Source organism: Methylophilus medardicus (assembly GCF_006363955.1).
Lineage (GTDB): Bacteria > Pseudomonadota > Gammaproteobacteria > Burkholderiales > Methylophilaceae > Methylophilus > Methylophilus medardensis.
In genome coordinates this window covers 1,248,134-1,272,403 of record NZ_CP040948.1, presented here as the reverse complement: position 1 = coordinate 1,272,403, position 24,270 = coordinate 1,248,134, and the positions used below count along the sequence as shown (strand labels likewise).

The 24,270-nt window shown below is 48.7% G+C and carries 17 protein-coding genes and 1 pseudogene; 4 read left to right on the top strand and 14 right to left on the bottom strand.

Annotation, left to right across the window (positions count from 1 at the left end; genetic code table 11):
* Positions 1-97: 97 nt before the first annotated feature.
* From FIT99_RS06235 to flhD, 14 genes and pseudogenes are all read right to left on the bottom strand, one after another.
* Positions 98-322: a hypothetical protein gene (locus FIT99_RS06235; protein ID WP_140003490.1), complete on the bottom strand. Its 225-nt coding sequence runs from the start codon at positions 320-322 to the stop codon at positions 98-100.
* Positions 323-489: 167 nt separating this feature from the next.
* A complete protein-coding gene (locus FIT99_RS06230; protein WP_140003489.1) occupies positions 490-3,525 on the bottom strand; it encodes a methyl-accepting chemotaxis protein in 3,036 nt (1,011 codons plus the stop codon).
* 196 nt (positions 3,526-3,721) lie between these two features.
* Positions 3,722-4,920, bottom strand: a pseudogene (locus FIT99_RS06225) (methyl-accepting chemotaxis protein); the annotation flags it as partial.
* Between the two features lie 426 nt (positions 4,921-5,346).
* Positions 5,347-7,968 (bottom strand): methyl-accepting chemotaxis protein, encoded by a 2,622-nt coding sequence (locus tag FIT99_RS12575; protein ID WP_140003487.1) that lies wholly within the window; start codon positions 7,966-7,968, stop codon positions 5,347-5,349.
* A 94-nt stretch (positions 7,969-8,062) separates the two neighbouring features.
* Positions 8,063-8,578: a chemotaxis protein CheW gene (locus tag FIT99_RS06210; RefSeq protein WP_223261303.1), complete on the bottom strand. Its 516-nt coding sequence runs from the start codon at positions 8,576-8,578 to the stop codon at positions 8,063-8,065.
* A 12-nt stretch (positions 8,579-8,590) separates the two neighbouring features.
* Positions 8,591-11,008, bottom strand: coding sequence for a chemotaxis protein CheW (locus FIT99_RS06205; RefSeq protein WP_140003486.1), 2,418 nt, complete (start codon positions 11,006-11,008; stop codon positions 8,591-8,593).
* A gap of 30 nt (positions 11,009-11,038) precedes the next feature.
* Positions 11,039-11,407 (bottom strand): response regulator, encoded by a 369-nt coding sequence (locus FIT99_RS06200; protein WP_018985223.1) that lies wholly within the window; start codon positions 11,405-11,407, stop codon positions 11,039-11,041.
* Between the two features lie 43 nt (positions 11,408-11,450).
* Complete coding sequence (locus FIT99_RS06195) at positions 11,451-11,993, bottom strand: chemotaxis protein (protein ID WP_140003485.1); 543 nt, start codon at positions 11,991-11,993, stop codon at positions 11,451-11,453.
* Between the two features lie 95 nt (positions 11,994-12,088).
* Complete coding sequence (gene motB, locus FIT99_RS06190) at positions 12,089-13,033, bottom strand: flagellar motor protein MotB (RefSeq protein WP_140003484.1); 945 nt, start codon at positions 13,031-13,033, stop codon at positions 12,089-12,091.
* A 30-nt stretch (positions 13,034-13,063) separates the two neighbouring features.
* Positions 13,064-13,924: a flagellar motor stator protein MotA gene (gene motA / locus FIT99_RS06185; RefSeq protein WP_140003483.1), complete on the bottom strand. Its 861-nt coding sequence runs from the start codon at positions 13,922-13,924 to the stop codon at positions 13,064-13,066.
* 158 nt (positions 13,925-14,082) lie between these two features.
* On the bottom strand, positions 14,083-16,194 hold the full coding sequence (locus FIT99_RS06180) for an EAL domain-containing protein (RefSeq protein WP_140003482.1): 2,112 nt from the start codon (positions 16,192-16,194) through the stop codon (positions 14,083-14,085).
* 206 nt (positions 16,195-16,400) lie between these two features.
* Complete coding sequence (locus tag FIT99_RS06175; RefSeq protein ID WP_223261302.1) at positions 16,401-17,249, bottom strand: class I SAM-dependent methyltransferase; 849 nt, start codon at positions 17,247-17,249, stop codon at positions 16,401-16,403.
* A gap of 45 nt (positions 17,250-17,294) precedes the next feature.
* A complete protein-coding gene (gene flhC, locus FIT99_RS06170) occupies positions 17,295-17,861 on the bottom strand; it encodes a flagellar transcriptional regulator FlhC (RefSeq protein ID WP_140003481.1) in 567 nt (188 codons plus the stop codon).
* 49 nt (positions 17,862-17,910) lie between these two features.
* Entirely contained in the window at positions 17,911-18,231 is a 321-nt protein-coding gene (flhD, locus tag FIT99_RS06165; RefSeq protein ID WP_019882294.1) for a flagellar transcriptional regulator FlhD, read from the bottom strand.
* A 610-nt stretch (positions 18,232-18,841) separates the two neighbouring features.
* Between flhD and flhB the strand changes: the two genes are divergently transcribed.
* Genes flhB through FIT99_RS06145 form a run of 4 tightly spaced genes read left to right on the top strand, consistent with a single transcriptional unit; the run spans position 18,842 to position 24,264 of the window.
* Positions 18,842-20,026 (top strand): flagellar biosynthesis protein FlhB, encoded by a 1,185-nt coding sequence (flhB, locus tag FIT99_RS06160; RefSeq protein WP_140003480.1) that lies wholly within the window; start codon positions 18,842-18,844, stop codon positions 20,024-20,026.
* Positions 20,027-20,035: 9 nt separating this feature from the next.
* Positions 20,036-22,123, top strand: coding sequence for a flagellar biosynthesis protein FlhA (flhA, locus tag FIT99_RS06155; protein WP_189524797.1), 2,088 nt, complete (start codon positions 20,036-20,038; stop codon positions 22,121-22,123).
* A 1-nt stretch (position 22,124) separates the two neighbouring features.
* Positions 22,125-23,480, top strand: coding sequence for a flagellar biosynthesis protein FlhF (gene flhF, locus FIT99_RS06150; RefSeq protein ID WP_140003479.1), 1,356 nt, complete (start codon positions 22,125-22,127; stop codon positions 23,478-23,480).
* On the top strand, positions 23,473-24,264 hold the full coding sequence (locus FIT99_RS06145) for a MinD/ParA family ATP-binding protein (RefSeq protein WP_140003478.1): 792 nt from the start codon (positions 23,473-23,475) through the stop codon (positions 24,262-24,264). Before flhF ends, FIT99_RS06145 begins: the two co-directional genes overlap by 8 nt.
* Positions 24,265-24,270: the final 6 nt, after the last annotated feature.

Below are 24,270 nucleotides of genomic sequence, written 5' to 3'. Positions count from 1 at the left end.
GACTAAAGTTTTCCTACTGCTACCCCGGGTCATTGTTTTGCGAGACCGCGTAAAAAATCCCCCAAACTGCTGGGGGATTTTCACTTAGTCAACGAAATTATTTCTTCGCTTTTGAAGCGTCAGCCACTTCAACTTTTTTCTTAGAAGCACCTGCTTCAGCAACGGCATCGCCTTTCATGTGTGCAGAAGTCAGCTCTGGGCTGCCCTCTTCATAACAAACGCGACCCATCATCGATACGGTACACACTTCAGCAGCAAAAATAGGCGCTGAGAAAGCAGATAACGCAACGATCGTAAGGGCTGTGTTTAAAGTTTTTTTCATAAAGTCTCCATAAAAATTGAACAGGGGTATCAGTGGTTATTAATTACCACTTATTCACTTTTACGGCGGATTTTCATCAATCTTTAGCACTAAATTGTTTATTTAATCAATTAAATGTAAAAAAACCGGTTGCAATCGCAACCGGTTCATTCAGTAGCCTAGTTGGGTCAAAACGTTTCCCAATCACCGTCATCCGTGCCTGTTTTTTTAAATGCCCCAGACATAGCCGGCCGAACGAGCGGCGGTGAATGTCCATGACCACTCCCTGCAATCAAACGAGATAATTGATCAATCGCGGCATGGGTCTGTTTAGATTTTCTGGCAAAATCCCCGCCTAATAAAAATTTCGCTTTATCGATCTTGCGTTGGGCAACGCAGCTCACAATCTCACCCACACTTTGGTGAAAATGTGCATGCGCCTCTTTCAACTCGCGGTACTCTTTACGGTGTCCATGTTGCTGTTTACCCTCGCCATAAATCCACTGCCCTAACTCGCATTTATGATCACTTGCGGCCTCGACTGGATTAATCGGCTCACGCTCACGACCGTTCATATAATCAATCAAGCGCGTTTTCCATTTGGCATGTGCCGCATTTGCATCATCCAAAGAGAACTTTTTTGACGGGGCCTCCGTACTTCTTTGACCAACATTTGACTCGGTTCTGAATGTGGTCGTGTGTGTAGCTCGATTGCCTCTATTCACCGGTTGATGACCGCGCCCTTCAAGCTTGAATTGACTAATGACTGCCCCCAGCTGGTTGGCCTGATCGACCAGCGATTCCGCTGCCGCGGCTGCTTCTTCGACTAACGCGGCGTTTTGTTGCGTGGTTTCATCCATGCTGGTCACGGCTTGGTTCACTTGATCAATGCCAGTGGTTTGCTCGTTAGACGCTGCTGAGATTTCACTGATGATGTCTGCCACACGCTGCACCGATGACACCACTTCTTCCATGGTGTTGCCTGCGTTTTCAACCAGTTTGGTGCCTTCGGTGGTTTTGTTCACAGAGTCGGTAATCAGCTCTTTAATCTCTTTGGCAGCACTGGCGGAACGTTGTGCCAGGTTGCGTACTTCACCCGCCACCACCGCAAAGCCACGGCCTTGTTCACCGGCACGCGCCGCTTCAACCGCAGCGTTCAAGGCCAGAATATTGGTCTGGAAGGCAATGCCGTCAATGACCGAAATAATGTCCTCAATCTTTTTCGCACTTTCGTTAATCGCACTCATGGTGGCGACCACTTCGTTCACCACTTCGCCGCCCTTCACTGCGACACCAGAGGCGGTCAGTGCCAGTTGGTTTGCCTGTTTAGCGTTTTCAGCGTTTTGTTTCACGGTTGAGGCTAACTCTTCCATGCTGGCTGCGGTTTCTTCGAGGCTAGAGGCTTGTTGCTCGGTACGGGCTGACAAGTCTGAGTTACCACTTGAAATCTCATTGGCCGCGGTGGTGATGGTTTCCACCGCTTCGGTCACGGCGATGATCGGCTCGACGATCAGATCCAGCGTATCGTTAAAGCCTTGAATAATGTCGCGGAAACCGCCCGGATGGCGCGCTGCGTCAGCGCGCACGGTAATACGCCCTTCTTTAGAGGCTTCTGCAAGCATTAAAGTATCTTCGTTCAACGCTTTCAGGTTTTGACGAATGTGCTCAATCGACACATTAATAAAGGCTTTTTTGCGTGGGAAGCTTTCTAACGGCGCGTCAAAATCCCCCTCGCCCAGGCTGCTCACGCAAGCGATCGCTTTTTTCTTGGTATTGATATGTTCAGCCACCATGTCATTCACGCCAATCGCCATCACTTGGTAGGCACCTTGGAATTTGCTGGTATCAATCCGCACATCAATCTCACCGATATCGTGCTCTGAGCTCATGTGATTCATTTCTGAAATGAGTGCGTTAATCGCGTCTATACACTGGTTTAAATTGTTTTTAATGGTATTGAAATCACCTTGGTATTCATTGGTGATTTTGGCTGGGATGTCACCTTTAGCAATATCGTCAATATAACGCGCCGTCAAATTCAATGGCGTGATCAACGCATCCAGTGTGTTATTCATGCCCTGTACAATCAAACTGAAATCGCCATGGTATTTGCTCGCATCGGCGCGCGCTGACAAATTGCCACTGACAGCGCCATGCGCCAATGCATTCACATCACTGACCAATGCTTTAATATTGGTTCTGACCTGCTCAATCGCCTGATTCACAAATGCTTTTTTGCCTGGAAACTGCTCTAAAGGCACATTAAGATTGCCTTCACCAAACGCTTTTACCACTTCAATGGCACTTCGGTTCATGGCAATGTGACCCGCCACCATCTTGTTGATGCCGGCTGCCATCTCAGCATAACCACCCTTAAAGCGGGTTTGGTCTACCGTGCAGTCAATATCGCCTTCATCGTGCTGTTGGCTGACGTAGTTAAGTGATTGAACCAACCCATCCAGGGTGCGTTGCAGGCTAACGATTGAAGAGGCTACACTGGTTTTATCATTCGCCGCTAAGGTGATTTTCTGGTTCAAATTGCCCTCAACCAGATTGCGGGCAATCTGACTCAATTCGTCAGGCTCAACGCCTAATTGCGCACGCAAGCGTTTGGTGATCATCATGCCCAGGGTGATGATGGCGCCTAAACACAACAAAGCAATGATGGCAGACTGCCAAACCGCACTCGTCTTAATACTAGCAGCATGCTCTGCCATGGCTAAGCCAGTGTTCTGATTAAACACCATGTGTTCATCGAGTTTGTCCGTAATTTGGATTGCCAATTTATCGACTTCTTTTAATGTGAGCGCGGCTTCTGGGGCACCTGCGTCCGATAAACGGATGACATTGGCCATTTGCTCAAAGTACTGATTGAACATGATTTTTTCGGCATTCAGCATGGCTCGATCTTGACTATCGACAATCAACGCTTCGTATTTTTTAATTGCCTCGTCTACCACCGCTTTGCGTTCTTGAATTTGACCGCTTAGCTTTTCCTTTTCAGCAGGCGTGGTTGCATTCACGTGACGCAGCACGTTGAGACGCAAGCGTTGATAATAATTCTCCGCTTTTGACAGCTCTAAAATACTTGGGATGATATTCACGTTTGCCTGATTGGTCGTCTCAAACACCTTGATAATCTCACTCAAAGTGACGCCAATCAAAATCACCAATGCTAAGGCGCACGTGGCGATTAAGAGGTACATCCGTTTTGCAATAGTCATGTTTGTTCCTAATCGATGTTGACTGAATCATTACACTTACATACGCCTGATTATGCCAAATTCACTTTGCGCGATATTCAATAATCAAACGGCGTTTTATGGCTCAGTTCAACCGCAAAACAAACGATAAGTATGCGCACTAGATACAAAAAAACCGGCAGCATTTGCTACCGGTTTTGTGATGAAGCTGCGCGTTTTAAAAGGATGCCCAATCACTGTCATCGGTGCCAGTTTTGGCAGAGGGATTCAATGGCGTGCTTGTCGATTGTGGTTTATTTGAGTGGCCAGCTGGTGGTGCGATCGCCCGACCAGTGGATCGTCCACTGTTCGCGTTTCCACGTGACTTCCCGGCACCCACTGCGTGGGCAACACTCGCACGGCCTTCCAGTTTAAATTGGCTAATCACTGCACCCAGTTGGTTGGCCTGATCGACCAGTGATTCCGCTGCCGCGGCTGCTTCCTCCGCCAGTGCCGCGTTTTGTTGCGTGGTTTCATCCATGCTGGTCACGGCTTGGTTCACTTGATCAATGCCAGTGGTTTGCTCGTTAGACGCTGCCGAGATTTCACTAATAATGTCTGCCACACGCTGCACCGATGACACCACTTCTTCCATGGTGTTGCCTGCGTTCTCAACCAGTTTGGTGCCTTCGGTAGTTTTGTTCACAGAGTCGGTAATCAGTTCTTTAATCTCTTTAGCAGCACTGGCTGAACGTTGTGCTAAGTTGCGTACTTCCCCCGCCACCACCGCAAAGCCACGGCCTTGTTCACCAGCACGCGCCGCTTCAACCGCTGCGTTCAAGGCCAGAATATTGGTCTGGAAGGCAATGCCGTCAATGACCGAAATAATGTCCTCAATCTTTTTCGCACTTTCGTTAATCGCACTCATGGTGGCGACCACTTCGTTCACCACTTCGCCGCCCTTCACTGCGACACCAGAGGCGGTCAGTGCCAGTTGGTTTGCCTGTTTAGCGTTTTCAGCGTTTTGTTTCACGGTTGAGGCTAACTCTTCCATGCTGGCTGCGGTTTCTTCGAGGCTAGAAGCTTGTTGCTCGGTGCGGGAAGACAAGTCTGCGTTACCACTTGAAATCTCATTGGCCGCGGTGGTGATGGTTTCCACTGCCTCGGTCACTGCGATGATCGGCTCGACGATGATATCGAGGGTGTGATTTACACCGTCAATGATCTTACGGAAATCACCCTGATGTCTGTCAGCATCCACACGCACTGTAATACGCCCCTCATTCGCGCCTCGGTTAACTGATTCACATCGGTAATCAGTTCTTTAAGATTGCTACGCACTTGTTCGGTTGTCGTATTGATCTCACCTTTTTTACCTGGCCAGCGCGCCAGTGGCAGATCAAAATTACCCACACCAAAGCCTTCAACCACCTGCATTTGCGCGCGATATTTGTTTTATTAACGGAGGTCGGGTTGAAATATTTAGCTCCTTTGGTAACGCTGCGACCGATTCCATGCATTATTTCAAACACTGCAATCAGCGCATCTCTGCCGCGCTGAGCCACTTTGGTGGCAGTTATCGCGAACTGATGGGCCTTTTTCGCATTTTTAGCGTTTTTTGACCCTATCAGCGAGTTGCCCCATGCGAGGTGCGGATCATTCGTACAAATGTGATTTTTGTTCATTAAGAACTTTCACGCTTTTTTTTGCATGTTTTAAAGCGTTGCATTTCATAACGGGTAACCAATGATGGCAGAAGCCCATAACATTAAACCTTCAATCAGGGCATGCACCACTTTCAGAAGTCTTTGCGTCATGGGCTTTTCCTTTCACAGAAATAAGCTTTCTTGGGTGAAACGTAGCCTAAAACTCTTCCCAGTCTTGGTTATCGGTGCCAGTTTTGGCCGCAGGCGCCGCTTTGAAACTATTGGCTGGTGCCTGAGTAACCGCTTTTGGTTTAATGGCTGCAGCAGGTTTGGTAGGACGACTCACCACCGGCGCACGCACCGCTGTGTTGCGTGAGGAATGCGCGCCATCGCGGATGGTAAATCTATTGACGGTATCCATCAGATTACCGGCTTGCTCCACCAGTGATTCTGCGGCTGCGGCGGCTTCTTCCACCAAGGCGGCATTCTGTTGGGTGACTTCATCCATATGATTGACCGCATCGTTAACCTGATTGATGCCTGAGCTTTGTTCGGCAGACGCTGCTGTAATCTCGCTCATGATATCGGTCACGCGCTGCACCGAAGTCACCAACTCTTGCATGGTTTGGCCGGCACTCTCCACCAGTTTGGTTCCATCGGTAGTTTTGCTCACAGAGTCTGAAATCAGCTCTTTAATTTCTTTGGCAGCACTGGCCGAACGTTGCGCCAGGTTGCGCACCTCACCCGCCACTACTGCAAAGCCGCGGCCTTGCTCACCAGCGCGTGCAGCTTCAACCGCCGCGTTGAGTGCCAAAATATTAGTTTGGAAGGCAATGCCATCAATCACTGAGATAATGTCCTCAATTTTGCGGGCACTGTCATTAATGGCGCTCATGGTGGTGACCACATTACCTACCACGGTACCGCCACGAATGGCGACTTGTGAAGCTGCTTCAGCCATTTGGTTAGCTTGACGCGCATTTTCGGCGTTTTGTTTCACGGTTGAGGCCAACTGCTCCATACTGGACGCAGTTTCTTCCAAATTCGACGCTTGCTGTTCGGTACGGCTAGACAAGTCGTTGTTACCGCTAGAGATCTCCTGCGCAGCGGTATTGATGGTTTCACCAGCCTCACGCACATTGCCCAGAATATCGGTCATGATGTCGAGCAATTGATTAATTGCGCTCATGGTTTCAACCGCTGCACCATGCGCGGTGGATGTGTCCAATCTCGAGGTGATATCCCCATCTACTGCCAGCTTCAATACTTCTTTGATTTGGTTATCGACGCGTTTTTCTTGTGTCAAATCTACCCACTCAACCACGGTACCCAATCGATCTCCGTTGACGTCAAAAATCGGGTTGGCAGTCAGGCGGAAAAACATATCGCCAACGCCCAGTTCGGTCTGGTGTTTGCCGGTTAAATGCCCGAGCAAGTTGCGTTGGTGCGATGGATTTTTGTGGAACAGATCAAAATTTTGCCCGACCAAGTTTTCAGCGTCGAAGTGCGGGAACATTTGTCTGAATGTTTTACTGGATTCGCGCATCAGTGTCAGCGCGGCTGGGTTCATATAAGTGATAATACCGTCTTTGTCCGCCATCATTAAGCAATTTGATGAGGCTTCAAGTGCATTTTTAATCATGGTCGCTTCGCGGGCCTTAACCTTTTGCGCTTGATCAGCCAATACCGCTTTTGTGATGTCTGTCGAAAAATTCACTACGCTTACGGGTTTACCATCCAAACCAATAATCGGATTGTAGGAAGCTTGCAAATAGATATCTTGGCCTTGTTTACCATAGCGGTGATAGACGCCGACATCGGCCTCGCCCCGCTGTAATTTTGCCCAGAAATCTTTGTATTCTTGAGTGGCTTTGTAACGCTCGCTGACAAACATGCTATGTGGCTTACCCACCACTTCGCTCAGGCTGTACCCGGTTAAGGCCAGAAAGTTTTGATTAGCAGTGAGCACATTGCCGCTGACGTCAAATTCGACCACGCCTTGTGATTGGTTAATGGCCTCGACTTGCCCCTGAAAATTCAATTGTTTTTGTTTTTCTTCAGTGATGCAGTAAGAGTAAACTTTGACTTTTGCCACTTCTCCGCCGGCGCCTACAATCGGCACATAACTGGTGCTAAACCAGAATTCGCTGCCATTTTTTGCCACACGGCAAATTTCTAGCTTGGCATTCTGGCCTTTGTTCAGAGTTTCCCATAGTTTTTTGTATTCCGGGCTTTGCGCAGTATTCGGCTTCAATAGCATGGAGATATGTTTGCCCACTACTTCGTTTTGGCTGTATCCGAGCGGTTTCAAAAAGAGGTCATTGCACTCAAGAATATGGCCTTGAAGGTCGCATTCCATCACACCAAATGATTGATTGAGCGCTTGTTCTTCTTCTTGCAGTGAGAGGTTGCGTTGTTTATCGGTGGTGATATCCGTCAGATAGGCAACCACTTTGACCAACTGGCCGCCGCTCATGACGGGCGCATAATAGCCTTGGAACCAGACCTCATGGCCGGCTTTATCGCACAAGTTAAACGCACCGACTTGCGATTTTCCACTCTGTAGTGCAGACCAGAACTGTTCATACTCCGGTTTCGCAGACTGTGCACGGGTCAGCAACGCACGATGATGTTGTCCGACCAGCTCTTTATCACTATAGCCAAGCGAACGACATAAGTTGTCATTGACGTGGCTAATATCCCCTTTGGCATTGAGTTCGACGATCGCACGCGCTTTGTTGATTTCGGATTTGAGGGCGCTAAATTCAGCCACTTGATCCAAGACATTGCGATACTCCCGAGTGCTGGCTGCCAACTTATTCACGATGGTAGAAAACATAATTGATATCCTTGTAAATATATCTCTTCGAATAGTTATCGTGCTTTTGTGATGTTGCAGCCAAGCACTGTTTAATTATTTTAATGGTGGTGGATTAATGCACTGCGGCTTCCATCAGTTGCATTTCTTCGCTGGTCATTAGTTTGTCGATATCGACCAGAATCAGCATTTCTTGCTCAATGGTGGCGAGGCCCACGATGTATTTCGTATCAATGCGCGTTACCAGTGATGGCACTTCACGCAGGTGTTCTTCGCGCAACTCACGCACATCGGATACGCCATCGACGACGATGCCAACAATCCTGCCGTTGAGATTTAGAATAATCACCACCGTGAATTCGTTGTATTCGACTTTGCCCAAATTGAACTTGATGCGGAGATCCACAATCGGCACAATCTTGCCGCGCAAGTTAATGACGCCTTTGATGAAAGAAGGCATGTTGGCGATTTGCGTCACCGCGTCGTAGCCACGGATCTCTTGCACCTTAAGAATCTCGATGCCGTATTGCTCGCTGCCCAACACAAAGGTGAGGTACTCACCTGCGGCCGTTTTTAAGGCATTGCCAGCGTTGCCGCCCAAGGCGTTGCTCATTTCTGTCGTTGTAGTCATTGCATATGCTCCTTATGCATTGATGGTGTTTTGTGAAGTTAAAAAGTTTTGGTTGGAAAATGCGGTTCCGCCCGTCACATAATTAGTGGTTTGCCCCATTTGGATAATGGCTGGAACATCGAGAATCAATGCCACTGAGCCATCGCCCATGATGGTGGCGCCAGACACGCCAGGAATCCGTTTGAAATTGGTCTCCAGGCTCTTGATCACCACTTGTTGCTGGCCGACCAAACGATCAACAAACAAGGCAGATTTCTTGCCATCGGCTTCCAAAATCAACAACACACCATCGGTGGGGCTGGTAATTTGGGTCGGGTGATTAAATAAGGCGTGTAACGCGATAATGGGTAAATATTCCCCACGCACATGCACCATCAAGCCTTCACCAGTGACGGTTTTTAAATCCTCAGCGCGTGGCTGCAGGGTCTCGACAATCAGGTTCAATGGCACCACGTAGACACTCTTGCCGAGTGAAACAGACATGCCGTCCAAAATGGCTAAGGTCAATGGCAGTGAGATTGAGATCGTTGTGCCATAACCCAGCGCTGAGCGAATCTCAATATTGCCGCCCATGGCGGTAATGTTTCGTTTAACCACATCCATGCCCACCCCACGGCCAGACACGTCTGTGACCACCTCTGCTGTGGAGAAACCAGGTGCAAAAATCAGGCTATAGACTTCGGCGTCAGTCATGCTTTCGTTGACTGGCAAGCCGTTAGAGGCCGCTTTGGCTAATATACGTTCACGGTTGAGACCACCGCCATCATCGGTCACTTCGATCACAATACTGCCGCCTTTGTGCGCAGCAGACAGCGTTAAGGTACCGCTCTCAGGCTTGCCTCTCTCGCGGCGCACCTCCGGTTTTTCAATGCCATGGTCGACGCTATTACGCACTAAATGGGTTAATGGATCGACGATACGTTCAATCAAACTCTTATCGAGCTCTGTGGTGGCACCGCTGGTCACAAACTCGACTTTTTTGCCCAGTTTGCCAGCCAGATCGCGCACCATGCGTGGGAAGCGTGAGAACACAAAGTCCATCGGCATCATACGAATCGACATCACAGATTCTTGCAAATCACGTGTGTTGCGGGTTAACTGGCCGACGCTGTTAATTAATGCTTCGTTATCCACTGGGTCTAAGGCATTGACGCGCTGTTCAATCATCGCTTGGGTAATGACGAGTTCACCCACCAAGTTGATGAGTTGATCGACTTTTTCAATGCCCACGCGGATGGACGTACTTTCTGCGTTTTGTGTGGCTGCGGGCTTGTCAGATTCACGACGCCCTTGTTGGCGACGGTCATCTTTAGGTGCAGCCTCTGCAACGCTGGCAGCAGGCGTTGCCGCCACTGGCTCTGCGTTGGTTTTTGCGACGGCTGCAGCTGCATTATCATCACCAATCATTTGCGCTTTCGGCGCATCTGGATGTGGTTTAAATGGGGCGAAGAATCCATAGCCCTCTTCTTGCGAATCCTGACCGTTGCTCGCAAACAGGCCATAGCCCATCTCTTCGGCCACTTGCACCTTACCATTGTCTTTACTGCCCTCTGCGGTAACAGTTGCAGCAGCTTGCGCAGGCGGCGCGACAATTGGATCGTCATCGAAGAAACCGTAGCCGAGGTCAGCTTCAGCAACTGGCGCGGCTGCCACCGGCTGGGTGGCTGCGGCAGGCGGCGCGGTTTCAGCAACGGCTGGTTCACTGGCTGGTGCACCGCATACTTGGATCACCAAGGCATCGGCATCCACAATAAATGAACAGATAGACACGATGTCATCTGCACTCGAATCCGTTTTCACGATCAAGGCGTGCGCATTTTCGCCGCGAACATACGCCGCGACTTCGCCCAACAAAGCCAACTCGTCTTTTAGGTTGGCTAAATCTTTTTCGGTGACCGGAGGTAAACCGACGTCATAGAGGGTAAAGCCTTTGGCTTTTTCCTCGTCCGAAATGGTCAATGCGGGTTTTTCAGCGGCAATCTTCAATACTTCTGGCTCAGGCGTCGCGGCTGCAATCACCGGATCGACAGGAATCGCACCCTTGCCCTCTGACAAGGATTTCAACATCATGGCGACATCGCTGACTTGTTCAGCATTGACTTCTGAACCATGACGATGCCCATCCACTTGCATCTTGATCACATCTTTGGCGGCCAAAAATGCATCCACATGCTCGGTGGTGAGTGCCATCTCATTTTTGCGAAGCTTGTCGAGCAGGTTCTCTAGCACATGGGTAATTTCTGCCATGTCCATAAAACCAAACGTAGCGGCGCCCCCTTTAATAGAGTGTGCCGCTCTGAAAATTGCGTTTAACTGCTCAATATCAGGTGCTTCTACATCGATACCAAGCAACAGATGCTCTGCTTCGGCCAATAACTCTTCGGCTTCATCAAAGAACACCTCATAAAACTGGCTCATATCCACGGTCATTGTTTACTCCAGTCCCTTAACCAGCGATGCTTAGGCACCGATTACTTTTTGAACAACTTCAATCAAACGTTTTGGATCAAACGGCTTTACCAACCAGCCATTCGCGCCTGCGGCCTTGCCTTTTGCTTTCATCTCATCAGACGATTCTGTGGTCAGCATCAAGATCGGCACTTTTTGATAAGACGCCAGCGTGCGTAAGTTGGTGATCAGTGTCAGGCCATCCATTACCGGCATGTTTTGATCAGTCAGTACCAGGTCTACAGTTTTCTCTTTGGCTTTGTTTAAGCCATCTTGACCGTCTACCGCCTGCACCACATCATAACCAGCCGCTTTCAGACTAAAAGCCACCATCTGACGCAATGAGCCGGAATCGTCTACTGTTAAAATTGTTTTCGCCATGTTTGATTCGCCTTTTTCACTAATTTTGTAAAACGCCGCTGTATTAAAATAAATCGATATCGCCTGTCGCGAGATCTTGCTGATTCACTGACTTGCGTAAATGCCCGGTCAAATGCTGGCTACCCTGATCAAAGTTCTGATTGAGTTGCATGATAAATCGCCCGATTTCCTCGTGTTCATCCTCGGCCGCCATCGGAAACTGATGGCTAGACAACTCGTGCAGCAACTCTTTTAAGCCATTGACCCGGTGTATCGTGCGTTGCAACAATTGATTGGTCATGTCCTGAAACTGCATGCCGGTCACCACTTTATTAACCTCTTGGCCAATATTGTCTTGATACACCTGCAACTGTTGCATTTCTTCGGGCTGTAATTTACCGGCCTCGACCAACAACTGCACGGCAGCTTGCTGTTCCTGCAATTGGGCGTATACCGTCATAAAGCTGCCACTGAGTTTTTCAATCGCTTCATCCAGTAAAAAGGCTGTTTGTTGCAAGTCGGTTTCGATCTCGAGCAGATGCCAGTCACCATGACGCGATACCGCGGCCAGTAATTCTCTTAATTCTTCTATGGGCAATGTTTTCATAGTGGTCCTATCTTGCCTGATTTCCCTTTTTTTCAATCAAGAAATAAACCATATAAAAATGACTTACTTCTTGCACGCTTTTCAGTCAGCCTGTTTTATGGTGCAGGCTTGTCTGGAGTTTTCTGTAATGCCTGGACTTGTGATTGGTCATGCTCACTAACAGAAATCTGGTCGTTATCCTTCAACAATTGCTCTTCAGTGTCTTTGTTCATGACAATTAAACTGATGCGTCGGTTAATCGGATTAAACGGATTTTCTTTGTCCATCATGATGGCGGAGCCTAAACCGACCACTCGCATCAACTTGGTTTCATCCATGCCACCGTTAATCAGCTCGCGCCTGGAGGCGTTTGCCCGATCGGCTGAGAGTTCCCAGTTACTGTAGCCATGTTCGCCGTTCGCATAACCCGCGGCATCGGTATGGCCCGACAAACTAATTTTGTTGTCGACACCGTTGAGCGTTTTGCCGATCTCGCGCAAAATTTGTTTAGCATACGGTTGTAACTCAGCTTTGGCGTTTTCAAACATCGGGCGGTTTTGCTCATCGATAATCTGAATTCTCAATCCCTCGCTGGTGATGTCCAGCTTGAGTTGTGATTTAAATTGCTGCAAGGTCGGATTGTCTTCGATGGCTTGTTCAATCTTGGCTTTCAATGCCTCTAATTTAACTTTTTCGGCTTGTTTTAGCGCTTCTTTAACATCTTCAAGCTTAACCGTCTTCAGTTTGCCGGGGTCCCCTTCTACTGGCTTGACTTGCCCTTGCTTTTTGGTGACATCTTTGCCACCGGTATTTTTGAGCGCGGAGTCACTCTGGCCCATGGATGGCCCCATCAATACCATGTGTAAAGGGGTTTGAAAGTATTCTGCAATGCCTTCTTTTTGCGCTTTAGAGGTAGACCCTAGCAGCCACATCAGCAGAAAAAAGGCCATCATCGCCGTCACGAAGTCAGCATAGGCGATCTTCCAAGCACCACCGTGATGGCCACCGCCACTCTTTTTGATTTTCTTAACAATAATCGGGGCAATATGTTCTTCTGCCATGACGCTCTCCCGGCGGTCTTATGCGTGCACTTATTTAGATTTAGCCTGTTTGACGTGCTCTTCTAGCTCGGTGAATCCTGGGCGCTCGGTTGAATACAACACTTTGCGGCCAAATTCCACGGCAATCGGCGGCGCATAGCCGTTGAGGCTTGCCAGCAACACCACTTTGACCGTCTGAAAACTCTTACTCGACTCTTCTAGTTTTTGCTCTAACAAGCCGGACAAAGGCCCCACAAAACCATAAGCCAGCAAAATCCCCAAGAAGGTACCCACCAGCGCGTGAGCAATCAGAATACCGAGTTCGGCGGGCGGTAAAGCCACGTTTTCCATGGTGTGTACTACCCCCATCACCGCGGCAACAATGCCAAATGCAGGCAAACCATCCCCCAATTTGGCAATACAATGGGCGGGCACGTGGCCTTCCATATGGTGGGTTTCTAGCTCGTTATCCATCAAGTTTTCGACTTGAAAGGCGTCCATGTTGCCAGACACCATCAGACGTAGATAATCGGCAATAAACTCAACCAAGTGATGGTCATGCAAAATCGTGGGATATTTGCCAAATAAGGCACTCGACTCAGGATCCTCAATGTCTTTTTCAATCGACATTAAGCCATCCTTACGGATTTTGGTCAGTATCTCAAACAGCAACGCCAGTAAATCGAGATATAACTGTTTGTTGTATTTGGAACCCTTAAACAAGGTGGGGAGCGACTTGACCGTCGCTTTGATTGCCTTGCTGTCGTTGCCGACAATAAAGGCACCGAACGCCCCGCCAAAAATCATCATGACTTCAAGCGGTTGCCACAAGGCGCCTAAATGGCCGCCTGCGAGTGCATACCCCCCGAACACCATGCCACAAACGACGACATATCCAATAATGACAAACATGCTTTGACTCCACTTTTAGCAGTTAACTGTGGAAAGCATAGCAACGCACCACCAGATTCATTTATTGAAATAAAAGGCCTTTAGCCAGTTAAATCGGCAGGGTCAAGAATAGCAGCATACCCTTTTACGCTGGCATCGACTTGCCAGTGTCTAGGGTTTTAGGCCGCGGTGAGGCTGGGATTGCTCTGGGCCTTGAGTAAATGCTCGAAGTCATCGTGTGACAATGGCCGGGCGTAGAAAAAACCTTGTCCAAAATCACATTGCATCGCAGACAGCAGCGCATGCTGCTCTTGGGTTTCGACGCCTTCTGCCACAACCTTCAACCCGAGCTTATGTGCCATCACGATCAGCGCCTCACACAGATGAAAGCTTTGACCGTCTTTTTTCATGTCTTGGACAAACGCTTTGTCAATTTTAATGTAGTCGATATCAAAGCGATTGAGATAAGCCAGTGAGGAGTAACCCGTCCCAAAGTCATCAATCGCGACCTGAATCCCCGCCTGTGCAAAGCTAAGCAATTTATTTTGCGTCGAGTCTTGTTGCGTCATCATGGTCGACTCGGTAATTTCGACGATCAAAGACTCGCCAGATAAGCCCACCTCTTGCATATACGCTAGCCAATGTTGCGGCACATCATGGCCCATGTTAAATTGCAGCGGGGACTTATTAATGCTGAGTTGTAGTGGCAATTGAAAGGTCTGTTGCCAGTGTTTGAGTTGCCGAATGGCTGTTCTGAATACCCAATCACCTATGGCGTGGATAATGCCGGTTTCTTCAGCAATCGGGATAAATTCCATCGGCCCAAGCACGCCGAGCACCGGATGTTTCCAGCGGATCAACGCTTCGGCTTTCACCACCTGATGCGTGTTTAAATCGATAATCGGCTGATAATTGAGAAAAAATTCGGTGTTTTGTAAGGCAAAGCGTAAATCTACGCCGAGCTGATGGTGTTTATCTAACGACACTTGCATGGCAGGGATAAAGTATTTGGTCTGGTTGCGCCCTTTTCGCTTGGCTTCATACATGGCTTGATCGGCATGCTTAATCATTTCCTGATCCGACGCGCCGTCCATGGGGTAAACCGCCACGCCAATACTGGCAGATGCGTAGACGGTGTTGCCATCCTCTAAAGTAAAAGGATCATTTAACGTTTTGAGTACTTTCGAGCAAACGATGTCAATATCTTTGCGCTGGTCCAAGCATGGCATGATTGCCACAAACTCATCCCCGCCAAATCTTGCCAACATGTCAGATTGCCTAAAACATTCGCGGATACGCTGACTGACTTTTTGTAATAATTCATCGCCAATATTGTGGCCCAGCGAGTCGTTGACCTCTTTAAAGTGGTCAAGATCAATAAACATAATGGTCAAGCCATGCAGCTCTCGGTGGGCCTGGCTAATCTCCATCGCCAATCGATCCATGAGCAAGCGTCGATTCGGCAAGTTGGTCAAAGCGTCATAATTGGCCTGCCGCCACACCAGCTTTTCAGTATTGAGTTTTTCGGTGATGTCTTTGGCAATTTTAGACGCGCCAACAATGTTGCCCTCAGCATCATAAATCGGTGACACCGTGACTGAGATGTGCACTTGCTTACCAGACTTGTGCAAGCGAATGGTTTGAAAATGGTCGACCTTTTCGCCCGATTTGAGTTTGCTTAAAATATGTGTTTCTTCATCCATCCGGTCTGGAGGGAAAATCTTAAGCATTGGCTGGCCAACCATTTCATCGGCGCTGTAGCCAAAAATCTTTTCGGCGGCCTTGTTCCAACTGGTGACAATGCCATCCAAAGTTTTACTGATAATGGCATCGTCGCTAGACTCGACGATCGCCGCCAAATTTTGCTTGTATCGGGTCAGCTCGTTGATGGTGTTTTGCTGAATAAGCGAGGCTTCGAGCACTTGAAGTTGCGATGAAAAACCCAGCAACTCACCGCCTGGCTTGAGGATGGGTAACACAGTGACCATGACTTTGATTGTGGGCGATTGCCGCCCGGCACAAACCGTCTGATAATGTATCGGACCGTGAGTCACTTTTTGTGTGGCTAACTGATTTTTTTGAAAGCGGTGGACTGGGTCCGGCAAAAAACGAATCAGCGGCTGACCGATGATGTCTTCTGCATCATATCCCAGTAAGCGCGCTGCACTGGCATTGCAATAAAGCACGATGCCTTCAACGGATTCTGCAAGAATGGCTAAGTTAACGCCCTCTAACAAAATGCGATGAAAGTGTTGCACTTCCGCTATTTGATGCGAATCGCCCAATCTCATTGCCCCCGAAAACAGCCCGTGTTTTAGATGTCAGCTGTTGATGTCTATGCCTTCACACCGCGAATAAGTGGCGATTTACGTCCACATGACTGCGATTGCATCACTGAATATTCATTCAATCTGCGTGAACGCATACCTTTATATCACGCGCGCAATGAACTGGAAAGCATTCATCTACCGCTTAGCGCGGGGGGAGTCGATAGCGCCTATTGGAGATAGACGTATAAGGCTGGCGATTGAGGGTTGGGGAAAATAATATGATCGGCATTACGATCGGGCACCGGAAACTCGGAGCTAATGAACAAACTACCGGGCCGCATTTCGCGCTGCACTTTTTGCCACACATCTGGCATGACGGCTGGAGAAAGGTAGGCAAAAATGGCATCTAACTCAGCAAAGTTTAGACTCCGATAGTCACCCAAGGTAAAGGTGGCGCTGGTGCCTGAAAATAAAGCCCGAACCACACTCACCGCCCATGGCAGAGGCGCGATTTCGATGCCGGACACTTGATCATGGATGCGTTGTTTGGCTAAAAACATGGCGATGTCGCCGATGCCGCTGCCAATGTCCAATACTTTCATTGCACGATCACCCGCATGCTGTTCAAGCACGCGTTGCAATGCCCGCCAGGTAGCTGGAAAAGAGGGGTAAAACGGCACACGGGTATTGTGTACTGACCAGTAAAGCGCCAAGGTAATGACGAAGCCAGCAAAATAAACGCTCGCGGGTAACACAAGCTGTTGCATCAACACGACGAGCAAGGGAAAAAAGCCGTGAATCCAACGCCACCAGCTTGGCATACGCGCGAGAGTTGCCAGCGCAGTGACCAAGCCAATGTGAGGAAACAGCCAAAACCAGAGTGAGTCTAAGTGGAGCCCTACACTACGTAATTCAAATGCAAATACACTGTTGATCACGCTAGGCGCAATGGCCGTCATCAACAATATACTCACACATTGGATCAACAATGCCTGACACCATAATCGTTTGGGCAAGAGACGATGCATCCACGCGGGGGATGGCAACATCTCTGCCGACAATTTTATTAAGTGCATGCGCAGTCTTTCAGTTCATAAACAAGATGACGCTGTTTTAACCGATTAAGCAGTCATTGATACCAGTTTATAGTTGAGTTCTTTGGCTTTTTTGGTTTTTCCGGCACGTGAAGGTACGTGGCACAGGTTGCAAACATAATTTTGGTTTAAATCGTAGCTATTGACGATATATTGGCCGCCACAGCAGTGACACAGTTTGGTAGTGAGCATTTTGCTCTCAATAAAGCGTACCAAGGTCCAAGCACGGGTCAGAGATAACACAGGTTCGTCTTTTTGGTCTGCATCAGGGTTTTGCACTTGTTGCATGTAAAGCGTATAGGCTTTAATGATCGCCTGAATGCCATCGACACCGGCGTAATCCACCATAAAACGATAGATGTTATAAAAAATTGAGGAATGAATGTTTGGCTGCCAGGTCAAGAACCAGTCGGTAGAGAACGGCAACATGCCTTTTGGAGGAGAAACGCCCTTCATTTCTTTATACAGCTTGATTAAACGTTCACGGGACAGCGTCGTTTGTGATTCTAACAATTGCAGGCGAGCGCCTAACTCAATCATTTGCATCGCCAGTTTAATTTGTTCTGCTTCGTTTACTACACTCTTCTTTTGCATGATAACCCTCTTTTCTATTTTTAATTGCCAGATGAAAATGTCTACACTGTTATACAGTGGAGTCCGCCGCTTGGGCTGACATCAACACAGCGGTATGCAGATGTGCTTGCGCTGGATCTTTAGAGTAGCTGGTCAACATGCCAAGAATTTCGCTGTCATCAAAGCGAAAGCGTGTGAGCAACATATTGGTATTACATAATTTGAGTAATTGCAGGTTGGTCAGATTTTCTAGCAGGTCGGCAATTTCTTTGTTGATGCCAAGGCGAAAAATGGCAGTGGCTTTGTCAGCGCGGATCAGTTGTTGCGCCAACATCAGATAGTTCAGATTGGCATCCTTGATTTCAGCGAGTAAATCGTTTTGCATGTTCATGATCTTATTCTCCGTTTTTTTGCGTAAATTTAAGTCCGCCTGAGCGTTAGGCGTACTTTGCGCGCAATCATGAACTGCAACAATCAGGGTTTGTCGGTTTATTTTGTAAGACAGACGAAAACAGCCGTGTAGGCGTTTGTCTTACAAACCCCTACACGGCAATCACCATAACTATCAATATCAATTAGTTACGATGCAAATTTAATGTAATGCAATAATTATTAAGTGTCTATGCTCTCAGCATTTTCAACAATCCAATTCAATAAATAATTAAAGTTTTACGGCTGTATTCCGTAAACATCGGGTTTTTGTATCCCCATCAGCGGTTCAGACACACAAAAACACTTTTTGTCTTATTCCGGTTAACGTCTGCCCACACTAAAACTTTAGGGGGCAGTGATGAAAAAAATTCAATATTTTTATAAGTGACTGTTTTAAAACAAAAATTAATTAATGTTTTTACACCCGTTAACACAAACCTTTCCACAATCGATAGAAAGCGGCCTATTAGCCCTTTTATTCCAGACATAAAAAAGCGTTTTTCTAGCCAATAATCACTCTCAAGAAATACAACAATCGTGTTGTAACCACCCACAAAGGTATTGAGGTCATGGCAGCTGAAGACAGCGATATGGAAAAAACCGAGGAAGCGTCCGCCAAGCGATTGGAAAAGGCACGCGAAGACGGCGACGTTCCCCGCTCCCGCGAGCTAGCTGCCTGTGCTGTGCTATTCACCAGCGGTATGGCGATCATGATGCTGAGCCGCCCCATGGGTGACGCCATGAAAAACGTGTTGAGACAAGGCTTGAGCATTGACCACGCCATGGCATTTGAACCCCAATTGCTCATCGTGCACATGCTTAAAGTCATTGAACAAGCCATGTGGGCGTTTCTACCACTGGCGGTGATTATTGTCTCAGTGGCAGTCGCAGCGCCCATTTTGGTCGGTGGCTGGGTCATGTCACAAAAATCGGTGGTGCCTGATTTTGGCAAACTCAATCCGATCAAAGGGTTGGCTAACCTGTTCTCAAAAAATTCGTTAGTCGAACTGCTTAAGTCGATTGCAAAAACAATCTTGGTCGCTTCCGTGGGCTACTCCATTGTTAAAAAGGATTTGCAGCCAATGCTGAGCCTGTCGCACATGCCGATTGAGTCTGGCATTAGCACCGTGAGTGATTATATGGTGACTGGCTTTTTGACCATTGCTTCGGCACTGGTATTGATCGCAGTGATTGATGTGCCCTATCAGCTCTATCAATATGCGCAAAAACACAAAATGACCAAGCAAGAGCTGAAAGACGAATCCAAAGAGTCTGAAGGTAGCCCTGAGATTAAAGGGCGTATTCGCCAGCAACAACGTGAAATGGCGCGCAGAAGAATGATGAGTAATGTGCCGAATGCCGATGTGGTGATTACCAACCCTACCCACTATGCAGTGGCTATTCGCTATAAAGAAGGTGAAAACGGCGCGCCAATTGTCGTCGCCAAAGGGGCTGACGTGATTGCGCAGAAAATCAAGTCCATTGCGGCTGAACATGAGGTCATGACGCTAGAGTCTCCGAAACTAGCGCGTGCGCTATATGCCCATGCCGAGCTGGAGCAAGAGATTCCGCAAACCTTGTATGCCGCCGTGGCTGAAATTTTGGCGTATGTGTTTCAACTACGCGTGTTTAAACAACATGGTGGCGTGCGTCCGGCCATGCCAGCAAACGTACCTGTACCAGATGCATTAGATCCCCATGCCTTGGCGGCAGCCCCTGCCAGTGCTGGCGATATTGCGTCATCAATGCTTTAGGAGTGAACAATGAATAATTGGCAACAATGGATGGGAAAAATGGACGGTCGAGCCATCGCCGCGCCACTCATTATTGTATTGTTGCTGGCGATGATGATTCTGCCTTTACCGGCCATCATGCTCGACGTATTTTTTACCTTTAATATTGCCTTATCGATCTTGGTGCTGATGATCGGCCTGCAAACCACCAAAGCACTGGATTTTATTGCCTTTCCAACGGTGTTATTGATGACCACCATGTTGCGCTTGGCGTTGAATGTGGCGTCAACCCGCGTCGTGTTAACCGAGGGTCATGCCGGCCCTGCCGCAGCCGGCAAAGTGATTGAAGCGTTTGGGCATTTTTTGATTGGCGGCAACTATGCGGTCGGTATAGTCGTCTTTGTGATCCTGACGATTATTAACTTTACGGTGATCACCAAAGGTGCGGGCCGGATTGCTGAAGTGGGGGCGCGGTTTACCTTAGATGCCATGCCAGGCAAACAAATGGCGATTGATGCGGACCTCAATGCAGGTTTGATCGGCGAGGACGAAGCGCGTCGCCGTCGTAAAGAGGTCGGTCAAGAATCCGAATTTTATGGCGCGATGGATGGTGCCAGTAAGTATGTGCGTGGCGATGCCATTGCCGGCATCCTCATTATTATCATCAATATTGTTGGCGGGTTGATTGTCGGCATGTTGCAACATGACCTTAGCTTTAGCGATGCGGTTAAAAATTACACACTGCTCGCCATTGGTGATGGCCTGGTGGCACAAATTCCTTCGCTGGTCATCTCCATCGCAGCCGGTGTGGTGGTCTCACGCGTGGCGAACAATGAAGATATCGGTGGTCAGTTGATCAGCCAGTTATTCGAGAACCCACGCGTGCTGACCGTCACTGCCAGCATTATTGGTGGTATTGGGTTGATCCCAGGCATGCCGCACATGGCATTTATAGGGCTGGGCGCACTCTTGGGTGGCATGGCATACAACCTCAAACAAAAGCAAGACAAAGCCAAACTACAGGCGGTGATTGAGCCGCAAGCAGAAGACAAGCTAGCACCAGCCAGCGAGGCCGAAGAAGCCACTTGGAATGATGTGTTGCCCGTGGATACGATTGGCCTTGAAGTGGGTTACAGATTGATTCCACTGGTCGACAAAGGCCAAGGCGGTGAATTGCTGAAACGCATCAAAGGTATCCGTAAGAAGTTTGCACAGGAAATTGGCTTTTTAGCCCCTACAGTGCATATTCGCGACAATTTGACGCTCAAACCCAATGCCTATCGCATTACGATGAAGGGTGTTGAAATGGCCAGTGGCGAATCAAATTACAGTCAAATGCTCGCGATTGACCCAGGTGCAGTCACCGGTGATCTAGAAGGTGCCAAAACCACTGACCCGGCATTTGGTTTGCCTGCCGTGTGGATTGAATCTGACCGTAAAGAGTATGCACAAAGCCTAGGCTACACCGTGGTAGACGCTGGAACCGTGATCGCTACCCACCTTAACCATATCATTTCACTCAACGCCGGCGAATTGCTGGGCCGCCAAGAAGTGCAGCAGTTGTTGGACCATTTGGGTAAAGATGCGAGCAAGCTGATTGAAGAGATCGTCCCTAAAATGATCACCCTCTCCAGCCTGCAAAAAGTGCTACAGAACCTGCTCAATGAGGGGGTGCACATTCGTGATATGCGCTCGATTTTAGAGACCTTGGCAGATCACGCGCAATATACCCAAGATGCCAATGATTTGACCTCGATGGTACGCATCAAGCTAGGGCGCGCAATTGTGCAGGACTTGTTCCCCTACAGTAACGAAATTACCGCCATGACGCTCGATGGTCAATTAGAACGCCTGTTGTTGCAAGCGCTGCAAAATAATCAATCTAACCAGAACGTCATCGAGCCGGGCATTGCTGAGCGACTATCGCAGCAAACCGAAGTGGCTGCTAGACAACAAGAGCAAATGGGCTTGACCCCGGTCTTGTTAGTGGCTGCCCCACTGCGACAAGCCTTATCCAGATTTTTAAGAAGAACTGTCCCGCATCTCAGAGTGTTGTCGCATGACGAGCTGCCAGACAACAAGTCCATTCGTGTCACCAGTTTAATCGGAGCGCAATAATATGAATATCAGAAGATTTTTTGGCAAAAATGCACGCGAAGCGTTGGCGCAAGTCAAACAGGCCTTAGGTGACGATGCCATTATTGTTGCTAACCGCAGCGTCAATGGCGGCACCGAAATCATGGCCATGCTAGAAACCGACATTGCCGCAGACACCACCGCCAGTAACACTGACAGCGGTCTGGATCAATCCCGTAGCCTGTTAGATTTTGTCACGGCAAAAGATCAGCCGCGTCAAGTTGAGCCGCAACTACAGACGACGTCGGCTGCTATGCAGAAAAACCAAAGTGCGCCTGCAGACGAACCGGTGGCCAATGAAATGGCCATTATGGATATGCTAAAACAGCATAGCGAGCACCAAGAACAAGCCTACCAAGTGGCCACCCAAACCTTGGAAGACAAAATGATGGGCATGATGCAGGAAATGCGCCAGATGCGCAGTCACTTTGAAACCCAAATGAGCGCGATGACCTGGCAACATCATTTGCAGCATAGTCCTGCCAAATCCAAAGTGTTAAGCACCCTGCTCTCTGCCAACTTTAGCGCCTCCTTGTCACGTCAGATTGCGGAAAAAATGCCTCAACACATTGATGTCAACAAAGCGCCGATGTGGGCCAAAGAGGTGATTAGTCGCAATCTGCATACCCTGGATGACGAAGATGCCTTGTTAGACCGCGGTGGGATTTATGCGTTGGTTGGCCCGACGGGTGTCGGTAAAACTACCACGACCGCCAAATTGGCTGCGCGCTATGTGATGAAACATGGCACGCAAAATCTGGGCTTGATCACCACTGATAGTTACCGCATCGGCGGCTACGAGCAACTACGGATTTACGGCAAGATTTTGGGCGTGATGGTACATGCAGTCAAAGACGAAGATGATTTGCGGATCGCACTTAAAGAGCTTAAAAACAAACACATGATTTTGGTCGACACGGTTGGGGTTAGCCAGCGTGACCAAGCCGTGACCGAGCAATTGTCGATGCTCAGCCGTGCCGAGAGCCCGATTCAGAAATTGCTGTGTCTGAATGCAACCTCGACAGGAGACACCCTCACCGATGTGATGCGTAGTTATAAAAAACACGATATCGCCGGATGTATTGTGACCAAGTTGGATGAGGCTGCCGCCATCGGCAATGTATTGGATGTGTTGATCCGTGAACGCATGCGTCTGTTTTACACCACCAGTGGCCAACGCGTGCCTGAGGATATTGAGCTCGCAGACAAACCCGCATTAATTGAACGCGTATTGACGCCGCATCAGGCCAGCCTACCCTACCAGTATTTAGATGAAGAATTGCCGTTGGTGATTTCTAGCATGATGCAGAGCGCCAGCCAGGAGCAACACCATGTTTAACTATCGCGACCAAGCCGATGGCCTGCGTCGCATCATGGCCAAATCCTCCGCACGCATCATCAGCGTGATTGGTGCTAACGGTCGCCCTGCGACCGCCTGGATGCATCAACTTAGCATGAGTATGCTGGTGCCTGAACACCGACTGCTGTTGGTGCATGCAAACCGCGTCCCCGTCGTCCCCCATTCACTGGCGACAATTGCAGCCAAAAGTGGCACATTAAAACGCGGAATTCACAAGCACCCGCAAGGTTATGACCTGACCTGTTTAACCGAAAATGACCCGTTAACCTTGCCCTTATCTCAAGATATAAGTGCGCAGCTAGACGGTATAGTCAATCAACTAGCCTATGACTACGACACCGTCATGATTGAAGCTCAACTGAATACCCAAGATCACCGCCTAATGCTGCCATTGATGGCCACGCATGAGCTCGTCATTCAATTAGACAGAAGCGACAATGCGATCAAGGACGCCTATGCGACGATCAAGCACATTAGCCAACAGCATGGTCAGATCCCATTGAGCGTCGTTGTCACTGGGTCAACGCCTGATCAAGGACAACAATACTTTATGCGTCTCAATCAGGTCTGCAAGCAGTTTTTAGGTGTTTCGCTGGATTTTCTTGGCGCCATCCCGGCAGACGAACCCGTGCCAACGTCGGTTAAGCACGCTCGTACCCAGCCTGAAGCGGTCAAACAGCAGCAAACAGCAATGGCATTTAAATCCGTGGCACATCGTCTCGAAAAACAACGGACCACCGCGCCATCCCTGGCTGTTGCCTAAAGTTAA